Origin of the sequence: Streptomyces sp. WAC 06738, assembly GCF_003945505.1 — a bacterium.
In the GTDB taxonomy this organism is placed as follows: Bacteria; Actinomycetota; Actinomycetes; order Streptomycetales; family Streptomycetaceae; genus Streptomyces.
This window is the reverse complement of record NZ_CP029618.1, coordinates 6,063,968-6,082,246: the sequence shown is the minus strand read 5'-3', so window position 1 is coordinate 6,082,246 and position 18,279 is coordinate 6,063,968. Positions and strand designations below refer to the sequence as shown.

Here is an 18,279-nt window from a genome sequence, read left to right as displayed (position 1 = left end):
GAGCTCAGCCGAAGCTGATCGAGCGCAGCGCCCCGGTCGCCTCGCCGTCCAGCACCAGTACCGAGTGGCAGCCCTCCGCCGGCTGCCCGGCGCTCGCCCAGTCCAGCAGCCTGCGGTGCGCCCACCGGTGGCGGGCGAAGGCGTACCGCGAGACGGCTCGCCCGCGCCGCGCCTGCCGCTCCCGCGCCACGTCCGCGGGCACGTCGAGCACCACGACGTGCATCCCGCGCCCGTGCCGCCTGGCCTGCCTGGTCAGCCACCACCGCACCCACGGCAGCGTGCCGCAGTCGTGCACGACGAGGCTGCCGCCCGCGCGGACCGCCAGGCGCAGCCGCGCGTAGTGGTCGATGCGGACTAACGGCCGGTAGAGGGCGTACGGCAGCCGCGTGCCCAGCTTGCGCGCCCAGCGCTCGCGCACGTACTGCGAGTCGATCAGCCGGACCGCGGCCGGCGGCTGCGTGCGGCGCATGAGCGTGCTCTTGCCGCTGCCCGGCAGCCCGGAGATCACGACGATGTCCCCCTCCGGATATCGAAGCCGTTCCCTGGAGGCCGCCTGCTCCACCGTCACGCTGCCTCCCACGCCCCGCACCGCCGCCTCTTGCCGTCCACAAGCCTCGCAACAGCGGCGGGGCTCGACAAGGACGCAACGGAAGGTGGCCTCCCACTTCTTCCCCTGTCCCGCGGTCGAGGGCGCGTGCAATGATGGGCCCCGCCAACTGCATACCGGCCGTTCGAACCCGCGCGGGAGAGTCCCGGTGCCTCGTCGCACCGGGCGCCGAAGGAGCAAGTCCTCCCTTGAATCTCTCAGGCACCAGTCACCGCGCGGGCGAGGCAGATCTGAAAAGCGGGCGTGCCCGGCCGAGCGCCGGCGCCGCCCCACCCAAGGTGCAAGCCACGCTCCCGCGGGGTCGTGGCGAACCTCTCAGGTTCCGATGACAGATGGGGAGGACACGACCACCCCCTGTCCGGGAGCCTGACGATGACCACTGAGAGCCCTGCACCGCGCCGTACCGCGCTCGACGCCACGCACCGCGCCCTCGGCGCCACCATGACCGACTTCGCCGGCTGGGACATGCCGCTGCGCTACGGCAGCGAGCGCGAGGAGCACGTCGCGGTGCGCACCCGCGCCGGCCTCTTCGACCTCTCCCACATGGGCGAGATCGCCGTCACCGGCCCGCAGGCCGCGGACCTGCTGGACTACGCCCTGGTGGGCCGGCTCTCCGCGGTGCGCCCGGGCCGCGCCCGGTACACGATGATCTGCCGCGAGGACGGCGGCATCCTCGACGACCTGATCGTCTACCGGCTCGCCGACGAGGAGTACATGATCGTCGCGAACGCCGCCAACGCCCAGGTCGTCCTGGACGCCCTCGCCGAACGGGCCGCCGGCTTCCCGGGCGCCGAGGTGCGGGACGACCGGGACGCGTACGCCCTCATCGCCGTGCAGGGCCCCAGGTCGCAGGAGATCCTGGGCCGGGTCACCGACGCGGACCTGGCCGGCCTGAAGTACTACGCGGGCCTGCCCGGCACCGTCGCCGGCGCGGACGCGCTCATCGCCCGTACCGGCTACACCGGCGAGGACGGCTTCGAGCTCTTCGTACGCCCCGCGGACGCGCCCGCCGTCTGGGCCGCGCTCACCGCGGCGGGCGCGGACGACGGCCTGGTGCCGTGCGGGCTCTCCTGCCGCGACACCCTGCGTCTGGAGGCCGGCATGCCGCTCTACGGGCACGAGCTGACCACCGCGCTCACGCCCTTCGACGCCGGGCTCGGCCGGGTCGTCAAGCTCGACAAGCCCGGCGACTTCGTCGGGCGCGAGGCGCTCGAAGAGGCCGCCGGGCGCGCCGCGGCGGAGCCGCCGCGGGTGCTGGTCGGCCTGGTCGCCGAGGGCCGGCGGGTGCCGCGCGCGGGGTACGAGGTGGTGGCCGGCGGCCGGCGCATCGGCGAGGTCACCTCCGGCGCCCCCTCCCCCACCCTGGGCAAGCCGATCGCGATGGCGTACGTGGACGCCGCGCACGCCGGTTCCGGGCCCTCGGCGGCCACCGGCGTGGGCGTCGACATCCGCGGCAGCCACGAGCCGTACGAGGTCGTCGCCCTGCCGTTCTACAAGCGCCCCTGACCGGCTCCGCGAGAGCCACCGGCCCCTTCCCGCGGCGGCCCTCGACCGCGCCACCAGCGCCCCTTTACGCCTCTGACGTCCCGATCCTGGAGAATCGCCTTATGAGCAACCCTGAGCACCTGCGCTACAGCAAGGAACACGAGTGGGTCGCGATCGCCGACGGCGTCGCCACCGTCGGCATCACCGCCCACGCCGCGAACGCGCTGGGCGACGTCGTCTTCGTCCAGTTGCCGGAGGTGGGCGCCGCGGTCAACGCGGGCGAGCCCTGCGGCGAGCTGGAGTCGACGAAGTCCGTCTCCGACCTCTACGCGCCGGTGACCGGGGAGGTCACCGAGACCAACCAGGACGTCGTGGACGACCCGGCGCTGGTGAACTCCGGGCCGTATCAGGACGGCTGGCTCTTCCGGGTGCGCGTCTCGGCCGAGGCCGCCGACCTGATGTCCGCCGCCGAGTACACCGAGTTCACCGCGGGCTGAGCTCCGCCGCCGCAGCCCCGCCCGACCGCGTCCCTCTTCTTTCCCGGAAGGTCCCATGTCCCTTCTGAACGGCTCGCTCCACGAGGTCGACCCCGAGGTCGCCGCCGCCGTGGACGCCGAGCTCAAGCGCCAGCAGTCCACCCTCGAAATGATCGCCTCGGAGAACTTCGCCCCGGTCGCCGTGCTGGAGGCGCAGGGCTCGGTCCTCACCAACAAGTACGCCGAGGGCTACCCCGGCCGCCGCTACTACGGCGGCTGCGAGTACGTCGACGTCGCCGAGGAGCTGGCCCGCGAGCGGGTCAAGGCGCTCTTCGGCGCCGAGGCGGCGAACGTCCAGCCGCACTCGGGCGCGTCGGCGAACGCGGCGGCGATGTTCGCGGTGCTGAAGCCCGGCGACACGATCCTGGGCCTGGACCTGGCCCACGGCGGGCACCTGACCCACGGCATGAAGATCAACTTCTCCGGCAAGCTGTACGACGTCGCCGCCTACCACGTCGACGCCGAGACCGGCCAGGTCGACATGGCCGAGGTCGAGCGGCTGGCCAAGGAGCGGCGGCCGAAGCTGATCATCGCCGGCTGGTCGGCGTACCCCCGGCAGCTCGACTTCGCCGGCTTCCGCCGGATCGCCGACGAGGTCGACGCGCTGCTGATGGTCGACATGGCGCACTTCGCCGGTCTCGTGGCCGCGGGCCTGCACCCCAACCCCGTGCCGTACGCGGACATCGTCACCACCACGACGCACAAGACCCTCGGCGGCCCGCGCGGCGGGGTCATCCTCTCCCGCCAGGCCCTCGCCAAGAAGATCAACTCGGCGGTCTTCCCCGGCCAGCAGGGCGGCCCGCTGGAGCACGTGATCGCGGCCAAGGCGGTGTCGTTCAAGATCGCCTCGTCCGAGGAGTTCCGCGAGCGGCAGCGGCGCACGCTGGACGGCGCCCGGATCCTGGCCGAGCGGCTGCTGCGGGACGACGCCCGCGCGGCCGGCGTCTCGGTGCTCTCCGGCGGTACGGACGTCCACCTGGTCCTGGTCGACCTGCGCGCGTCCGAGCTGGACGGCCAGCAGGCCGAGGACCGGCTCCACGAGATCGGCATCACCGTCAACCGCAACGCGGTCCCGGACGACCCCCGCCCGCCCATGGTCACCTCCGGCCTGCGCATCGGCTCGCCCGCGCTGGCCACCCGCGGCTTCGCCGCCGCGGACTTCGAGGAGGTCGCCGACGTCATCGCGGAAGCCCTCCAAGCACCCCTCACCCGCTGGGGTTCCGGCGATCCGAAGACGGCCGCACTAGCCGCCCGGGTCACCGCCCTGGCGCAGAAGCACCCGCTGTACCCCGGCCTGTAGCCCGTACGGCCCGGCGGCCCGCCGCAGCGACGCGGCGGGCCGCCGGGCCCCGGGGCCGTACGCGCAAGCCGTCACCACCCGCACCACACACGCGCACGCCCCACGCAAGGACAAGGGAGTCCCGAGTGGCCATCTCCGTCTTCGACCTCTTCTCGATCGGCATCGGCCCGTCGAGCTCGCACACGGTCGGCCCGATGCGGGCCTCCCGGATGTTCGCGCGCCGGCTGAAGAACGAGGGCCTGCTGGCCCACACCGCCGCCGTACGCGCCGAACTCTTCGGCTCCCTGGGCGCCACCGGCCACGGCCACGGCACCCCCAAGGCCGTGCTTCTCGGCCTGGAGGGCCACTCGCCGCGCACCGTCGACATCGAGTGGGCCGAGGGCGAGGTGGAGCGCATCCGCGCCACCGGGCGGCTGCACCTGCTGGGCGCCGAGATAGGGCGCGACCACGAGATCCCCTTCGACGCCTCCGCCGATCTCGTCCTGCACCGGCGCCGCTCGCTGCCGTACCACGCGAACGGCATGACGCTGGCCGCGTACGACGCGGACGGCGGGACGCTGCTGGAGAAGACGTACTACTCGGTGGGCGGCGGCTTCGTCGTCGACGAGGAGGCGGTCGGCGAGGACCGGATCAAGCTCGACGACACCGTGCTGAAGCACCCGTTCCGTACCGCGGACGAGATGCTGCGCCGCACCCGCGAGACCGGCCTGTCGCTCTCCTCGCTGATGCTGGAGAACGAGCGCGCCTGGCGCACCGAGGCGGAGATCCGCGCCGGGCTGCTGGAGATCTGGCGGGTCATGCGCGAGTGCGTCGCCCGCGGGACCGGCCGGGAGGGCATCCTCCCCGGCGGCCTGAAGGTCCGCCGCCGCGCCGCCGGCGAGGCCCGCCAGCTCCGCGCGGCGGGCGACCCGGCGGCGCACGCGATGGAGTGGGTCACCCTCTACGCGATGGCGGTCAACGAGGAGAACGCCGCCGGCGGCCGCGTCGTCACCGCCCCCACCAACGGCGCGGCGGGCATCATCCCCGCGGTCCTCCACTACGCGACGGAGTTCGTACCGGGCGGGGACAGCCGCGCCGGGGAGGAAGACACCGCGGTCCGCTTCCTCCTCGCGGCCGGCGCGATCGGCATGCTCTTCAAGGAGAACGCCTCCATCTCCGGCGCCGAGGTCGGCTGCCAGGGAGAGGTGGGCTCCGCCTGCTCCATGGCCGCGGGCGGCCTCGCCGAGATCCTCGGCGGCACCCCGGAACAGGTGGAGAACGCCGCCGAGATCGGCATCGAGCACAACCTGGGCCTGACCTGCGACCCGATCGGCGGCCTGGTCCAGATCCCGTGCATCGAACGCAACGGCATGGCGGCGGTCAAGGCCATCACGGCGGCCCGCATGGCACTGCGCGGCGACGGCCGGCACTTCGTCTCCCTCGACAAGGCCATCAAGACGATGAAGGAGACGGGTGCGGACATGAAGGTCAAGTACAAGGAAACCGCCCGCGGCGGCCTCGCGGTCAACGTGGTGGAGTGCTGAGGGAGTTGGCGAGAGCCTTTCCGGCCGCAGCCGCCAACTTCCCCTCCTCCGCCCGCAATCCGGCGGCGATCCGGAAGGCGTCCTTTTCCCTTGGCCAGTTGACGCCCCTTCGCCCTCATGGGCGAACGGGTTCCCCGCGATGAATTCGTGAATTCCCCTCGCGCATACGCGCCGCCGGACGGTCAAGAACAAACGGACTTGTCGGACATTCCCCGACGAGGCGATACGTACCATTTGAAGGATTCGCCCCCGATCGCCCCGCGCCTCTGACCGATTGGCCCCCTCCGTCCGGTGACGCGAATCACGTTCGGCCGCGGGCACCGGCGGGGGGAATTCACAGTTTCCGTGTTCCGAAAGCGAGTTGCGGACTTCTCCGCTTTCCGCGGCGGCGCCCATCCGGCCTCCGAGCCGGTCCCGTATTGGCCGGACGAGTTCCGCAGCTTGTCCGGACCGGAAAGACATGCTTAAGTCTCCGCCAGCCGGGTGGACGCCGAATCCTGCCGCCATCCGGAAACCGTTCCCTAATGACACACGGCAGGAGCGGGGGACCCATAGGTAAGTCGCCGGTCCGGATTCCGGAACGGCTTGGGGTGAAGTCGCACCGCGGTGCGGCCGGGCATCTCCAGCCCGAACCCGACAGCTCACCTCGCAGGCGCAGGAGGAGAAAGACCCATGCCCGCAAGAGGTAAGCACCGCCGTCCCAAGCTGCGTCTGATCGGCCGCGGCATCACCTTCGCCGGCGTCAGCGGCGTCGCGATCGCCGCCCCGCTGATCGGCGCGTCCTCGGCATCCGCCGCCGGCTCCGTCCCCGCGTCCGCCCCCCAGACCGGCGTACGCGCCGAGGCCCCCGCCGCGGCGACCGCCGGCGCGGCAGCGGCCACCTATGCCGTGGTCGCCGGAGATTCCCTGTCGAAGATCGCCGACAAGGAAGGCGTACGCGGCGGCTGGAAGAAGCTGTACAAGGACAACCGCGAGGCCGTCGGCGACAACCCGCACTTCATCCTCCCCGGCCTTGAACTCTCGCTCGGCGCCAAGGCCGACACGAGCGAGCCGAAGGAATCCGAGTCCGGCCTGAAGACCACGAGCGCGTCCGTCACGAGCTACCCGGACAACCTCGACGGCTGGATCCGGGAGTCGCTCGACATCATGGCCGAGCACGGCATCCCGGGGACCTACGACGGCATTTACCGCAACATCATGCGGGAGTCCGCGGGCGACCCGCAGGCCATCAACAACTGGGATATCAACGCCATCAACGGCACGCCCTCCAAGGGCCTGCTCCAGGTCATCGCTCCCACCTTCGAGGCCTACCACGTACCCGGCACCTCGACCGACAGCTTCGACCCGGTCGCCAACATCACCGCCGCGTGCAACTACGCGGCCGACCGGTACGGCTCGATCGACAACGTCTACGGTCCGTACTGACCCGCCGGAGAGCGCCGGTGTCCCCACCGGCGCTCTCCGCTCCGGCGGTGAAGACCGCGGTGCGTCCGGAGGGCACGGACGCGGGAATTCGCGGCCCGTTCACCCCGTGCTCGCCGGCCGGGAGCGTTTCGCTTCTACGGTCGCGCCATGTCCGCCACCTCTCTGTCCCGACGCGGTGTCCTCGCCGGCGCCGTGGCCGGCGCCCTCGCGTCACCGCTCGCCACCGTGCCCGCGCACGCCGCCCGCACGCGCAGCCTGCTGATCTTCGTCGCCCTCGACGGCTTCGGCATCGACTACCTCGACGGCCGTGCGCCGATGCCCCACCTGACGTCGCTGGTACGGGCCGGCTCGCTGACCACCAGCACCGGCGTGATGGCCAGCATCACCAACCAGTCGTGGACGGCCGTCTCCTGCGGCGCCCACCCGGACCGCACCCGCAACGCCGCCTACTACTACGACGAGGCGGCCGGCATCGCCCGCGGCCAGAGCCGCGACAGCGCGGTCGAGGGCCTCGCCCAGGCGTGGCGGCCGCAGGGCATCCGGATCGGGTCCGCGCAGTGGTTCATCCTCCAGGACAAGGGCACCTCGTACGGCGATCCCGACGGCCTCTACACCCAGCCCGGCGGGCGCATCGGCGCGCGCGTCGACGACGCGATCGCGATGCTCACCGGGCGGCCCGTCGACAGCGGCGGCACGGCGGTGACCCTCACCCGGCGACCGGACTTCCTCGCGGTCTACTCCAGCGACCTCGACGGCGACGGGCACGCGTTCGGGCCCGACGACCCCCGGATGCTCGACACCCTGCGCGAGACCGACGCCGGGATCGGGCGGCTGATCCGGACGGTGAAGGACCTCGGCCTCTACGGCCGGACGACCTGGGTGGTCACCGGCGACCACGGCATGACGGGCTGGAAGACGCCGATGGCGGCGCAGGCGGTCGCCGCCCTCGCCACCGCGGGCTTCACGCCCGAGGTGATCGTCTCCGGCGGCCGGCCGGCGCCGGAGACCGATGCCGTCCTGGTCTCCGGCGGCAGCATCGCCTCCGTGCACCTCCTCGGCGCGGGGACCGCCGCGATCGAGCGTGCCCGCGCGGCGCTCGCGGACACCGAAGGCGTCGCGGCGGTGTTCACCAAGGCGGACCAGGCGGCGCTGCGGATGGCACCGCAGTACGGCGAGCTGGTGCTCGAACTGGCGGCGCCGTACGCGCTCTCCTTCACCCCGCCGGCCGAGGGCTTCGACGGCCGCCACGGAAGCCGCGCGGAGACCGCGGTCCCGCTCATCCTGGCCGGCCACCGGATCCGGCGCGGCCGCGCGCCGCGCGACCCGCGCCACGTCGACCTCGCGGCGACCATGTCGGCGATCCTCGGGGTCGCCCCGCCCGCGCAGTCGGAGGGCCGGGTGCTGCGGGAGTCCCTGCTGCCCTGACCCGGGCCCCCCGGACCGCCGGGTTATTCGCTGGAGCGGCGCCGCCGGGCGCTTCTAGAGTGGCCGGACCCGACCGCGTCACGGAGCCGGACCCATGCGTGTGCACTATCCCCGTACGCCGCATCTTCCCTGGTCGCCGGGGGCGGCCTCGGACGACGTCCGCGCCGGTGACCTGGCCGGGCTGCGGGGGCGCGAGGTCGTGGTCACCGAGAAGCTCGACGGGGAGAACACCACCCTCTACGCCGACGGGCTGCACGCCCGGTCGCCGGACTCGGCGCACCACCCGTCGCGGGCGTGGGTGAAGGGGCTCCAGGGGCGCATCGGCGGGGAGATACCGCCAGGTTGGCGGGTGTGCGGAGAGAACGTCTTCGCGCGGCACTCGCTCGCGTACGAGGACCTGGAGAGCTGGTTCTACGGGTTCTCGGTCTGGGACGGCGACCGGTGCCTGGACTGGGACCGGACGGTCCGGTTCTTGCGGCGGCTGGGCGTGCCGGTGCCGCCGGTGCTGTGGCGCGGGGTGTTCGACGAGCGGGCGCTGCGGGCGCTGCGGCTGGACATCGCGCGCCAGGAGGGGTACGTCGTGCGGGCCGTCGAGGGGTTCGGGCTCGGGGAGTTCGGGCAGCGGGTCGCCAAGTGGGTGCGCCGGGGGCACGTCCAGACCGGCACCCACTGGATGCACGCCGCCGTCGTGGCGAACGGGCTGGGGCCGAAGGCCGCGCTGTGGGCGGTGCGCTCGGGCGGGACCGCCGGTGCCGCGGCGCTGTCGGCGGCGGTGGGCGTCGCGCCCGGAGAGCCGTCCGCGACCGGGGCAGCAGCCGGGAGCGGCGCCGACGCCGCGGAAGCCGCCGTCGCCGACGTGTCCGCGCGGCTGGACGGGCTCGGCCGCCACGGTGACGCGCGGCTGGCCGGGGTGCTGGCGGCCCTCCTGCACGGAGAGCGCCGGGCGTCGCTCGCGCCGCGGCTCGCGGGGCCTCTGGGCCTGCCCGCCGCGCGGCGGGTCGCCGATCTGGTGGGGCTCTTCGCCGCGTTGCAGCGCCCCTGCCCGGACGGCGACCGCCGGGCCGGTCTCGTACGCCTCGCGCAAGCCGCCGACCTCGGGGTGCTGCACGCGGTCGCGGGGGCACTCGCGCGGGACGCGGAGGCGCGGGAGCAGGTGGAGTGGTCGATGCTGCACGCCGAGGACGCCGGGCTGCTCGGCCCGGCGCCGCTGGCGCCGCTGCGGGCCGGGCTGCGGGAGGCGCTCGACGGCCTCGGCTCCGATGCCGCGGACAGGTGCTGGGCCGAGGCGCGGGAGGCGTACGCGGCCGGGCGGATCGCCACCGTCGCGGAGGCGGTGGCGGCGAGTTGGCGGTGGCGCCCGGGATCGTTCCCCCGGCTGGTCCATCTGGTCGGTCCTTCCGGCAGCGGCAAGAGCACGTTCGCCAAGAGCCTCGCCGGGACCGACGCGTACGTCAGCCTGGACGACCTGCGCGAGGCCCGCGGTTCGCGCGCCGGCCAGCGGGCCAACGGCGACGTCCTGCGGGCCGGCCTGGACCGGCTCGACGCGGCGCTGGCCGGCGGCGGGACCGCGGTCTGGGACGCCACCTCCCTCAACCGGCACCAGCGCGCCGCCGTGCACCGGGTCGCGGAGCGCCGCGACGCCCTGGTCACGCACGTGGTCGCGCTGGTCGGCGAGGCCGAGCTGGCACGGCGCAACCGGGAGCGGACGCACCCGGTGCCGCCGGAGGTACTGGCCGCCCAGCTACGCCGGTTCGCCCCGCCCTACCCGGGCGAGGCGCACCGCACCTGGTACGTCGGGGCGGACGGCACGGTCGCCGACGTGAGCGGCGCCCTGGCCGGGGCGGCGGACGGAGGCGAGGCGTGATGCGTACGAGCGACGAGATATACCACCGGGTCCGCTGGGACCCGCGGTTCGATCCGGCCAGGTTCGTGCTGGGGATCAACCAGCGCGGCGCGGCGCCCAAGCGGGTCCCGCTGCCCTCCTTCGTCCCCGGCGGAGACATCCCCTGGCACCGGGTCGTGTTCGTCGAGGCGGACGGCGAACTGCTCTGGGACCGCGCCACCGGGGTGGACCGCATCGACGCCTCCGAGGCCGGCAGGAGGCGCGGCTCGCGGCTGCTGCGCGCGCCCTTCTTCACCGCCAGGACACCCTTCCGGTGGGAACCGGGGGCCGGCTGGCGCCCCGCGGACGACCCGCCGTCCGCGGCGGCGGGGAGCACGGCGCGCGTCCGGGTCCTCACCTGGAACACGCTGTGGGACCGGTACGACGGCGGCCGCATCGAGACCGCCCGGCGCCGTCCGCTGCTGCTCGCCTCCCTGGCGGAGGCCGGCGCGGACGTCATCGCGCTCCAGGAGGTCGAGCCGGACCTGCTCACGCTGCTCATGCGGGCCCCCTGGGTCCGCGCCGGCTACACCCTGGGCACCGACCCGGGCGGCACGGACGTCGCCGACTGCGGGCTGCTGCTGCTCAGCCGGCTGCCCGTACGGGAGGCGGGGTGGCACGGGCTCGGCCCGCACAAGGCCGTCACCGCCCTCACGGTGGATACCGGCGGGGAACCGCTCGTCGTGGCCACGACCCATCTGACCAGCGACCACTCCGACGACGGCCCCGCCCGGCGGCGGGCCCAACTGGGCAGGATCGCCGAGGGACTCGGCGCCGTGGCCGGCGACCTCGTCCTGGCCGGCGACTTCAACGACGGCGGCGACGCGCCCGCCGCCGCGCTCGGGCTGCGGGACGTCTGGACGGAGGTCCGCGGCCCCGGCGACCGGACGCCCACGTTCGACCCGGGCGTCAATCCGCTGGCCGCCGTCTCCTCGCTCTCCGGCCGGGCCTCCCGGCTGGACCGCGTCTTCTTCCGCCCCGGGCGGCTGCGCGCGGCGGGGGCCGTCCTGCGGGGCGATTCGCCCGCGGCGGACGGGCTGTACGTCTCGGACCACTACGGCGTGCAGGCGGACCTGGAACCGGCCGCCGCCGGACCCGCCATCGGCGCCCTCTCCCCCGGACCCGCCGCCGCCGAAGCCACCGCCGGGCGCGCCCCCGTACCGGCCGCGGCGAGCGGGGCCGAGGACGCCCGGGCACGTGCGATCGTGCGGCGCCTCTCCGAGGCGCTGGGCGAGGGCGTCGTCCACCTCGCCGGATCGCGGCGCATGGGCTGCGCCCTGGCGGGCGCGGACCTGGACCTGGTCGCGGCGCTGCCCGGCGCCGTCGATCCCGCCGCCGTACGGGCCCGGGTGACCGCCGCGCTGCCGGACGCCACCCGGGTGCGGCAGGTGACCGGCGCCCGCGTGCCGGGCCTGCGGCTGCGCGAAGGTGACCTGGACGTCGACCTGGTGGTCGTCGCCACCGGAGCCGTCGACCCCGCCGAAGCGGTCGCCCGCCGCGCCGAGTCGGGCGAGTCGGCGGCGGTCGCGCTCAGCGCGGTGAGCGACGCGGACGCGGTACGGGCCGCGGTCGCCGGCCGGCACCCCGCCTTCGCCCGGCTGGCCACCGGGGTGAAGGCGTGGGCGAGGGCCCGCGGCCTCGACTCGGCGCCGTTCGGCGGACTGCCGGGCCTGGCCTGGTCGGTGCTGGCGGCCCGTACCGTACGCGAGGCCGAGGACCCGGCCGCGCCGGACCTGCCGGCGCACTTCTTCGGGACCTGGGCCGCGTGGGACTGGCGGATTCCGGTCGCCCTCGACGCCGCGGCCGCCGCACCGCAGGCGCCGGTGGCGGTCCTCACCCCCACGGAGCCGGTCCGCACCTGCACCGGGCAGGTGACCGCCGGCTTCCGCGACCTCCTGGCCGACGAGCTGTACCGCGCCTGGGCCCTCCTGGAGCAGGCGGCGGAGACCGGCGCGGACCCCTGGCCGGAGCTGCTGGCGCCGCCGCCGCCGCTGCACCGGCGGCACGCGGCGTGGGCGGTCCTGACCGTACGCCGTGGCAGTACAGGCGAGTTCGAGGAGACCCTGGGGCGCGTACGGGGGCGGCTGCCGGCGCTGCTCACGGCGCTGGCGGACGCGGGCGCGGCCGACGTGCACGCCTGGCCGCGGCCGTTCGAGACCGGGCCGGCCCTCGCCCGGTACGCGATCGGCCTCGGCCGCACCCCGCCGGGCCCCGCCCGGCTCGCGGAGATCGCCGGCGGGTGGTGCGGCGGGCTGCGCGGGGTGGGCGTCGACTGGGCGGCGGGCGGCACCGTACCGGCGCTGCGCTGATCGCCTCGGACGTGCCGGGACCGCTACCCGTTCGGCCGCCCGCGGCTACCGCTTGCGGCCGATCCGCGCTCCGCCACACCGTGCGATGTGTCTCGTACTCCCGTTCCCCTGCGGGCAGTTGGGAACACCGCGGGACGCGCGGGGAGAAGTCCCCTGACGTCCAGTTGACAAGATGTCCTGACAAACCCCTTGCCCCCGCTCCCGGTCTGGCTTAGAAAGGGTCGGTCGTGAGCCTCATCAAGCGGGGCTCACCACGTACGTCAAGGGGAGGCCATCGGTGACGAACTCGGCGCAGGGGGACAGAACGGAGCCCGTACGGGCACAGGACGGGGACCGGTCGGGACCGAGCCGGCGGCTCGTCTCGGCCGCGCTGGTGTCCGGCATCGTCGGTACGGCGCTGGGCGCGACCGCCCCGTCCGCGTGGGCGGACGACTGGAGCGTGCCGCGCCCGCGCAAGGCGCCGCCGGGAGGGCGGGACCGCGCCCACAACGACGTGCTCTTCGTCGGCGCGCACCCGGACGACGAGTGCGGCAACCTCGCGACCTTCGGGCAGTGGCGGGAGCAGTACGGGCTCAGCACCGGCGTGCTCACCGTCACCCGCGGCGAGGGCGGCGGCAACGCGGTCGGCCCGGAGGAGGGCCCGCCGCTCGGCCAGATGCGGGAGGACGAGGAGCGCGAGGCGGTCGGCCTCGCCGGCATCGACAACATCTACTACCTGGACAAGCCCGACTTCTGGTACACCCTCTCCGGCCCGCTGACGGCCGCGATCTGGGACGTGGACGACACGCTGGAGCGCGTCGTCCGGCTGATCCGCGCCACCACGCCCGACACGGTCGTGACGATGGACCCGCGCCCCTTCAACCAGCACGGCGGCCACCAGTTGTCCGCGCGGCTGGCGATCGAGGCGTTCTTCCTCGCCGGCGACCCGCGCGCGTTCCGCTCGCAGATCACCCAGGAGGGCTACCGCCCGCACAGCCCGCGGCTGCTGCTCGCGCAGAACTACGGCTTCGGCAGCCTCCTCGGCCCGGACGCCCCGAAGCAGCGGCGCACGGACCGCGCCAGCGGGCTGCCCGTCTTCGGCGTCTTCACCGGTACGCAGAGCGAGGAGCACGGCACGAGCTGGGCGCAGGTCGAGCGGAACGCCGCCCGCAAGTACGTCACGCAGGGCTGGGCCGCGCGGCCGCCGCAGGTGCCGACCGACCCCGAGCAGTTGGGCTCCGACTGGTACACGGTCCTGGCGGCGAACGGCAAGGCCGTGAAGTCGAAGGTGCGGCCCCAGGGCGAACTGCGCCCGCTCTACGCGGAGTTCCGCGAGTGGACGGAGCGCGTCGGCCTGCCGTGGCTGGCCAACGACACCCAGCCGGCGTACCCCGCCGCCCCGGCCACGACGATCCCCGAGGTCGCCACCGCCCCCGTGCTCGACGGGGTCGAGCGCCCCGGCGAGTACCCGGGCCCGGAGCTGCCGCTGGTGCACTGGGAGGGCGAGAAGACCGGCGCGGAGGACGTCTCCGCCACGGCGAAGCTGTCGCGGCACGGTGACGACCTGTACGTGTTCGTCAAGGTCACCGACGACCGCAGGGGCACGGCGCTGGAGGAGAGCGACGCCAAGCGCCACTGGCGGACGGACGCGGTCGAGATCACCCTCGACCCGCGTGGCACGGCAGACGACACCTCGACCACGTTCAAGACGGGCATCTTCCCGTATACCGCGAACGGCGGCGGTGCGGCGGCCGAGCGCGACGGCGACAACCGGCAGGGCCCGGCGGCCGCTACGGCGCCCGGGATGCGGGTGGTCTCGGCGGTCTCGGACCCGTACCGGGGCTACACGATCGAGGCGAAGATCGCGCTGGCCGACCTGCCGGCCGCGGCGGACCCGGAGAAGTTCGCGCTCAACGTCCTCGTGTACGACTCGGACACCGACGACAAGACGGGCCAGACCCGGCTGGCGTGGTCGCCGTTCGGCAGCGCCCAGGCCGACCCGTACGTCTGGGGCACCGCGACGCTGGAGGGCTACACCCCGCCGGCGGACCGGCCCACGGAGCCGGCCGAGCCGGAGATCCCGAGGGACGCGGCACGGAGCGAGGACTCGCCGGCGTCGGTGGCGCAGTCGCGGCGTACGGGCGTCCCGCTCGCGGTCGGCCCGCGCCCCCGCGGCTGACGCGGCAGGGCACGCCACGGCAGGCTCCGGCCCGCCGGAGCACCCGGCGGGCGCGCGCCCTTGACGCGCGCCCGCCGGGCGTACGCCCCGCGCCCCGCCCGCCCCGGCGGGGCGCGGACCGCGCTCCCCGGGCGCCCCGTTCGGCCCGGTCGTGGAGGTCCCCCGCCGGTATCGTGAGCCGCATGGTCACGGACACCAGGGACGCTCAGCGCGGCGAGGAGATACTCGCCGTCTTCGACTCCGCATTCGGCGAGCTCCTCGCCGCCGATCCCGCCGCCTTCCGGCTCAAGTTCCGCAAGATGGCGGCCTCGGCGTTCGCCTTCTACCGCGGGACCGCCGCCCTCTATTACCACGACCTGGAGGCCGGCGAGCGCGGCGATCCGTTCCTCACCGAGCAGACGAGCCGGGTCTGGATCCACGGTGATCTGCACGCCGAGAACTTCGGCACGTACATGGACGCCAACGGCCGGCTCGTCTTCAACGTCAACGACTTCGACGAGGCGTTCGTCGGCCCGTTCACCTGGGACGTCAAGCGGCTGGCCGGTTCGCTGGCGCTCATCGGCTACACCAAGGCGCTCAGCGACGGGCAGATCACCGGCCTCGTCCGCGCCTACGCCGACGCCTACCGCGAGCGCATCCGCGCCCTCGCCGCCGGGGCCAAGGACGACGAGGTGCCGCCCTTCACCCTCGACACCGCCACCGGGCCGCTCCTCGGCGCACTGCGCACCGCCCGCGCGCACACCCGCTTCGGGCTGCTGGAGTCGATGACGGAGGTGCGGGACTTCGAGCGCCGCTTCACCTCCGGCGGCGGCGCCATCGAGCTGGACGCGGCCACCCGCGCCCGGGTGCTCGACGCGTTCGAGGGCTATCTGGAGACGCTGCCCTCCGGCGGCCGGGAGCGCCGTCCGGACGCGTACCGGGTGAAGGACGTGGTGGGCCGCCGGGGCATCGGGATCGGCAGCGCGGGGCTGCCGTCGTACAACATCCTCCTCGAAGGGCACAGCGACGCCCTGGAGAACGACATCGTCATCTACATGAAGCGCGGCCAGACCCCGGCGGTAGCGCGGCACGTCACCGACCCGGCGATCCGCGGCTACTTCCACCACGAGGGCCACCGCACGGTCATCTCGCAGCGCGCGCTGCAGGCCGCCTCCGACCCGTGGCTGGGCTGGACCGAGCTGGACGGGGCGGGGCAGCTGGTCGCGGAGGTGTCGCCGTACGCGGTGGACCTGGACTGGTCGGACATCGACGACCCGGAGCAGGCCGCGGCCGTCGTGGGCGACCTGGGCAGGGCCACCGCCACCATGCACGCGGCGGCGGACGTGGCGGAGAGCGGGCACTCGCTGGTGCCGTTCTCGACGGAGCAGGCGATCGACGGGGCGATCTCGGCGGACGCCGACGGGTTCACGGAGATGCTGGTCGACTTCGCGCACGACTACGGGGCACGGGCGCGGGCGGACCACCAGATCTTCGTCGACCTCTTCCGCAACGGCCGGATCTCCGGCCTCTGAGCCGGTCCCCTCCCCCACGGCCTCCTCGACGGCGGCACATCAGCGGCGGCACAGGGCGCGTACGCGGACGGCGTACGCGCCCTGACGTGTACGCGTCCCCTTGACATCATTATTGGTCTGGACCAACCTGTCCCTCGCGCATCCCCCGCCAGGCCCCAACACCCCAAGCCGTGGAGGCAGTTGTGGACCGTTTCCTGCGCTTCTCCAGACACCGCTCCGGCCGCAGCGCCCCGCTCGCGGCCCTGCTCGCCGCGCTCGCCCTGCTGGCCGGCGCGCTCTCCGGCACCGCCGCAGGGGCCACCGCGCCCGAGGCCGCCGCCGAGCCCAACCTCGTCCGCAACGGCGGCATCGAGGCCGGACTCGACGGCTGGAGCTGCTCCGCCGGCAGCGGCTCCGCGGTCTCCAGCCCCGTGCGCAGCGGGACGTCCGCGCTCCGGGTCCAGCCGTCGGGCAACGACCAGGGCCAGTGCACCCAGACCGTGTCCGTGCGCCCCAACTCGCAGTACGCGCTCAGCGGCTGGGTGCAGGGCGCGTACGCCTACCTCGGCGCCCGGGGCACCGGCACCACCGACGTCGCGGACTGGACCCCAGCCGCGAGCACCTGGACCGAGCTGAACACGTCCTTCACCACCGGGCCGAACACCACCTCGGTGACGGTCTACACCCACGGCTGGTACGGCCAGCCCGCCTACCACGCCGACGACCTCACACTCACCGGACCCGGCGGCGACCCGGGCACCGTCCCCGCCGCCCCCACGGGGCTCGCGGCCGGCTCCACCACCGCCACCTCCGTCACGCTCTCCTGGGGCGCGGTGAGCGGTGCGACCGGCTACACCGTCTACCGCGACGGCACCCGCGCCACCTCCGTGACCGGCACCTCCGCCACGATCACGGGGCTGACGCCCGCGACCTCGTACCGCTTCGAGGTGACCGCCACCAACGCCGCCGGCGAGTCCCCGAGGTCGGCCACCGTCAGCGCCACCACCGGCGACGGCGGCGGCAACCCCGGCGGCACCCTGCCGCCGCACGCCCTCGTCGGCTATCTGCACACGAGCTTCGCCAACGGCTCGGGCTACACCCGGCTCGCGGACGTCCCGGCGAGCTGGGACGTCATCAACCTCGCCTTCGGCGAGCCCACTTCGTCGACCTCCGGCGACATCCGCTTCTCGCTCTGCCCGCAGACCGAATGCCCGAACGTGGAGCCGGTGGCGGACTTCAAGGCGGCCGTCAAGGCCAAGCAGGCCGCGGGGAAGAAGGTGCTGCTCTCCATCGGCGGCCAGAACGGGCAGGTCCAGCTCACCAGCACCGCCGCGCGCGACGCCTTCGTCCGGTCGGTCGGCGGCATCATCGACGAGTACGGGCTCGACGGCGTCGACATCGATTTCGAGGGCCACTCGCTCTCCCTCGCCAGCGGCGACACCGACTTCCGGAACCCCACCACCCCGTCGATCGTCAACCTGATCTCGGCGCTGAAGACGCTCAAGGCGAAGTACGGCGAGCGCTTCGTGCTCACCATGGCGCCGGAGACGTTCTTCGTGCAGATGGGCTACCAGTTCTACGGCACCGGGCAGTGGGGCGGCCAGGACCCGCGCTGCGGCGCGTACCTGCCGGTGATCCACGCGCTGCGCGACTCGCTGACGCTGCTGCACGTCCAGGACTACAACTCCGGGCCGATCATGGGCCTGGACAACCAGTACCACACCATGGGCGGCGCCGACTTCCACATCGCGATGACGGACATGCTCCTCACCGGCTTCCCGGTCGCGGGCAACGCCGAAAGGTTCTTCCCCGCGCTCCGCCCGGACCAGGTGGCCATCGGGATGCCGGCCAGCACCCAGGCGGGCAACGGGCACGTGCCGACCGCCGAGGTGAACAAGACGCTGGACTGCCTGACGAAGGGCAGCAACTGCGGCTCGTACAAGACCCACGGCACCTGGCCCGGCATGCGCGGGCTGATGACCTGGTCGATCAACTGGGACCGGTACAACAACTGGGAGTTCAGCAGGAACTTCGACGCCTACTGGCCGTAGGAGGCCCGTTGCCAGGGACGTGCGCCGGCCCCGGGCGGCCGGACGCGCGCCGCGCCCGCCCCGCGGTCTCGCGGGGCGGGCGCGGTCG

At 74.1% G+C, this 18,279-nt stretch carries 12 protein-coding genes and 2 riboswitches; of the genes, 11 read left to right on the top strand and 1 reads right to left on the bottom strand.

What is annotated here, in order from left to right:
- Nucleotides 1-4: 4 nt before the first annotated feature.
- Nucleotides 5-568: an AAA family ATPase gene (locus tag DMB38_RS26845; RefSeq protein WP_240662491.1), complete on the bottom strand. Its 564-nt coding sequence runs from the start codon at nt 566-568 to the stop codon at nt 5-7.
- A 164-nt stretch (nt 569-732) separates the two neighbouring features.
- Nucleotides 733-831, top strand: a riboswitch (glycine riboswitch).
- Nucleotides 832-979: 148 nt separating this feature from the next.
- Here DMB38_RS26845 and gcvT point away from each other — a divergent pair.
- From gcvT to DMB38_RS26790, 11 genes are all read left to right on the top strand, one after another.
- The gene (gene gcvT / locus DMB38_RS26840; protein ID WP_125937310.1) at nt 980-2,113 is read left to right on the top strand and encodes a glycine cleavage system aminomethyltransferase GcvT; all 1,134 of its coding nucleotides are present in this window, start codon (nt 980-982) and stop codon (nt 2,111-2,113) included.
- 101 nt (nt 2,114-2,214) lie between these two features.
- The gene (gene gcvH / locus DMB38_RS26835; protein ID WP_125937309.1) at nt 2,215-2,589 is read left to right on the top strand and encodes a glycine cleavage system protein GcvH; all 375 of its coding nucleotides are present in this window, start codon (nt 2,215-2,217) and stop codon (nt 2,587-2,589) included.
- A 55-nt stretch (nt 2,590-2,644) separates the two neighbouring features.
- On the top strand, nt 2,645-3,928 hold the full coding sequence (gene glyA, locus DMB38_RS26830) for a serine hydroxymethyltransferase (protein WP_125937308.1): 1,284 nt from the start codon (nt 2,645-2,647) through the stop codon (nt 3,926-3,928).
- Nucleotides 3,929-4,053: 125 nt separating this feature from the next.
- Nucleotides 4,054-5,451: an L-serine ammonia-lyase gene (locus DMB38_RS26825; RefSeq protein ID WP_125937307.1), complete on the top strand. Its 1,398-nt coding sequence runs from the start codon at nt 4,054-4,056 to the stop codon at nt 5,449-5,451.
- Nucleotides 5,452-5,929: 478 nt separating this feature from the next.
- A riboswitch (cyclic di-AMP (ydaO/yuaA leader) is annotated at nt 5,930-6,120 on the top strand.
- 3 nt (nt 6,121-6,123) lie between these two features.
- Nucleotides 6,124-6,876, top strand: a complete 753-nt coding sequence (locus tag DMB38_RS26820) for a transglycosylase SLT domain-containing protein (protein WP_125937306.1) — start codon at nt 6,124-6,126, stop codon at nt 6,874-6,876.
- A gap of 147 nt (nt 6,877-7,023) precedes the next feature.
- Entirely contained in the window at nt 7,024-8,301 is a 1,278-nt protein-coding gene (locus DMB38_RS26815) for an alkaline phosphatase family protein (RefSeq protein ID WP_125937305.1), read from the top strand.
- A 94-nt stretch (nt 8,302-8,395) separates the two neighbouring features.
- A complete protein-coding gene (locus DMB38_RS26810; protein WP_125937304.1) occupies nt 8,396-10,165 on the top strand; it encodes an RNA ligase family protein in 1,770 nt (589 codons plus the stop codon).
- A complete protein-coding gene (locus tag DMB38_RS26805) occupies nt 10,165-12,492 on the top strand; it encodes a poly(A) polymerase (protein ID WP_125937303.1) in 2,328 nt (775 codons plus the stop codon). The genes DMB38_RS26810 and DMB38_RS26805 overlap by 1 nt, the downstream gene beginning before the upstream one ends.
- Before the next feature lie 277 nt (nt 12,493-12,769).
- On the top strand, nt 12,770-14,650 hold the full coding sequence (locus DMB38_RS26800) for a sugar-binding protein (RefSeq protein ID WP_125937302.1): 1,881 nt from the start codon (nt 12,770-12,772) through the stop codon (nt 14,648-14,650).
- A gap of 182 nt (nt 14,651-14,832) precedes the next feature.
- Complete coding sequence (locus DMB38_RS26795; protein WP_047018237.1) at nt 14,833-16,161, top strand: DUF2252 domain-containing protein; 1,329 nt, start codon at nt 14,833-14,835, stop codon at nt 16,159-16,161.
- 182 nt (nt 16,162-16,343) lie between these two features.
- Entirely contained in the window at nt 16,344-18,191 is a 1,848-nt protein-coding gene (locus DMB38_RS26790) for a glycoside hydrolase family 18 protein (RefSeq protein WP_125937301.1), read from the top strand.
- Nucleotides 18,192-18,279: the final 88 nt, after the last annotated feature.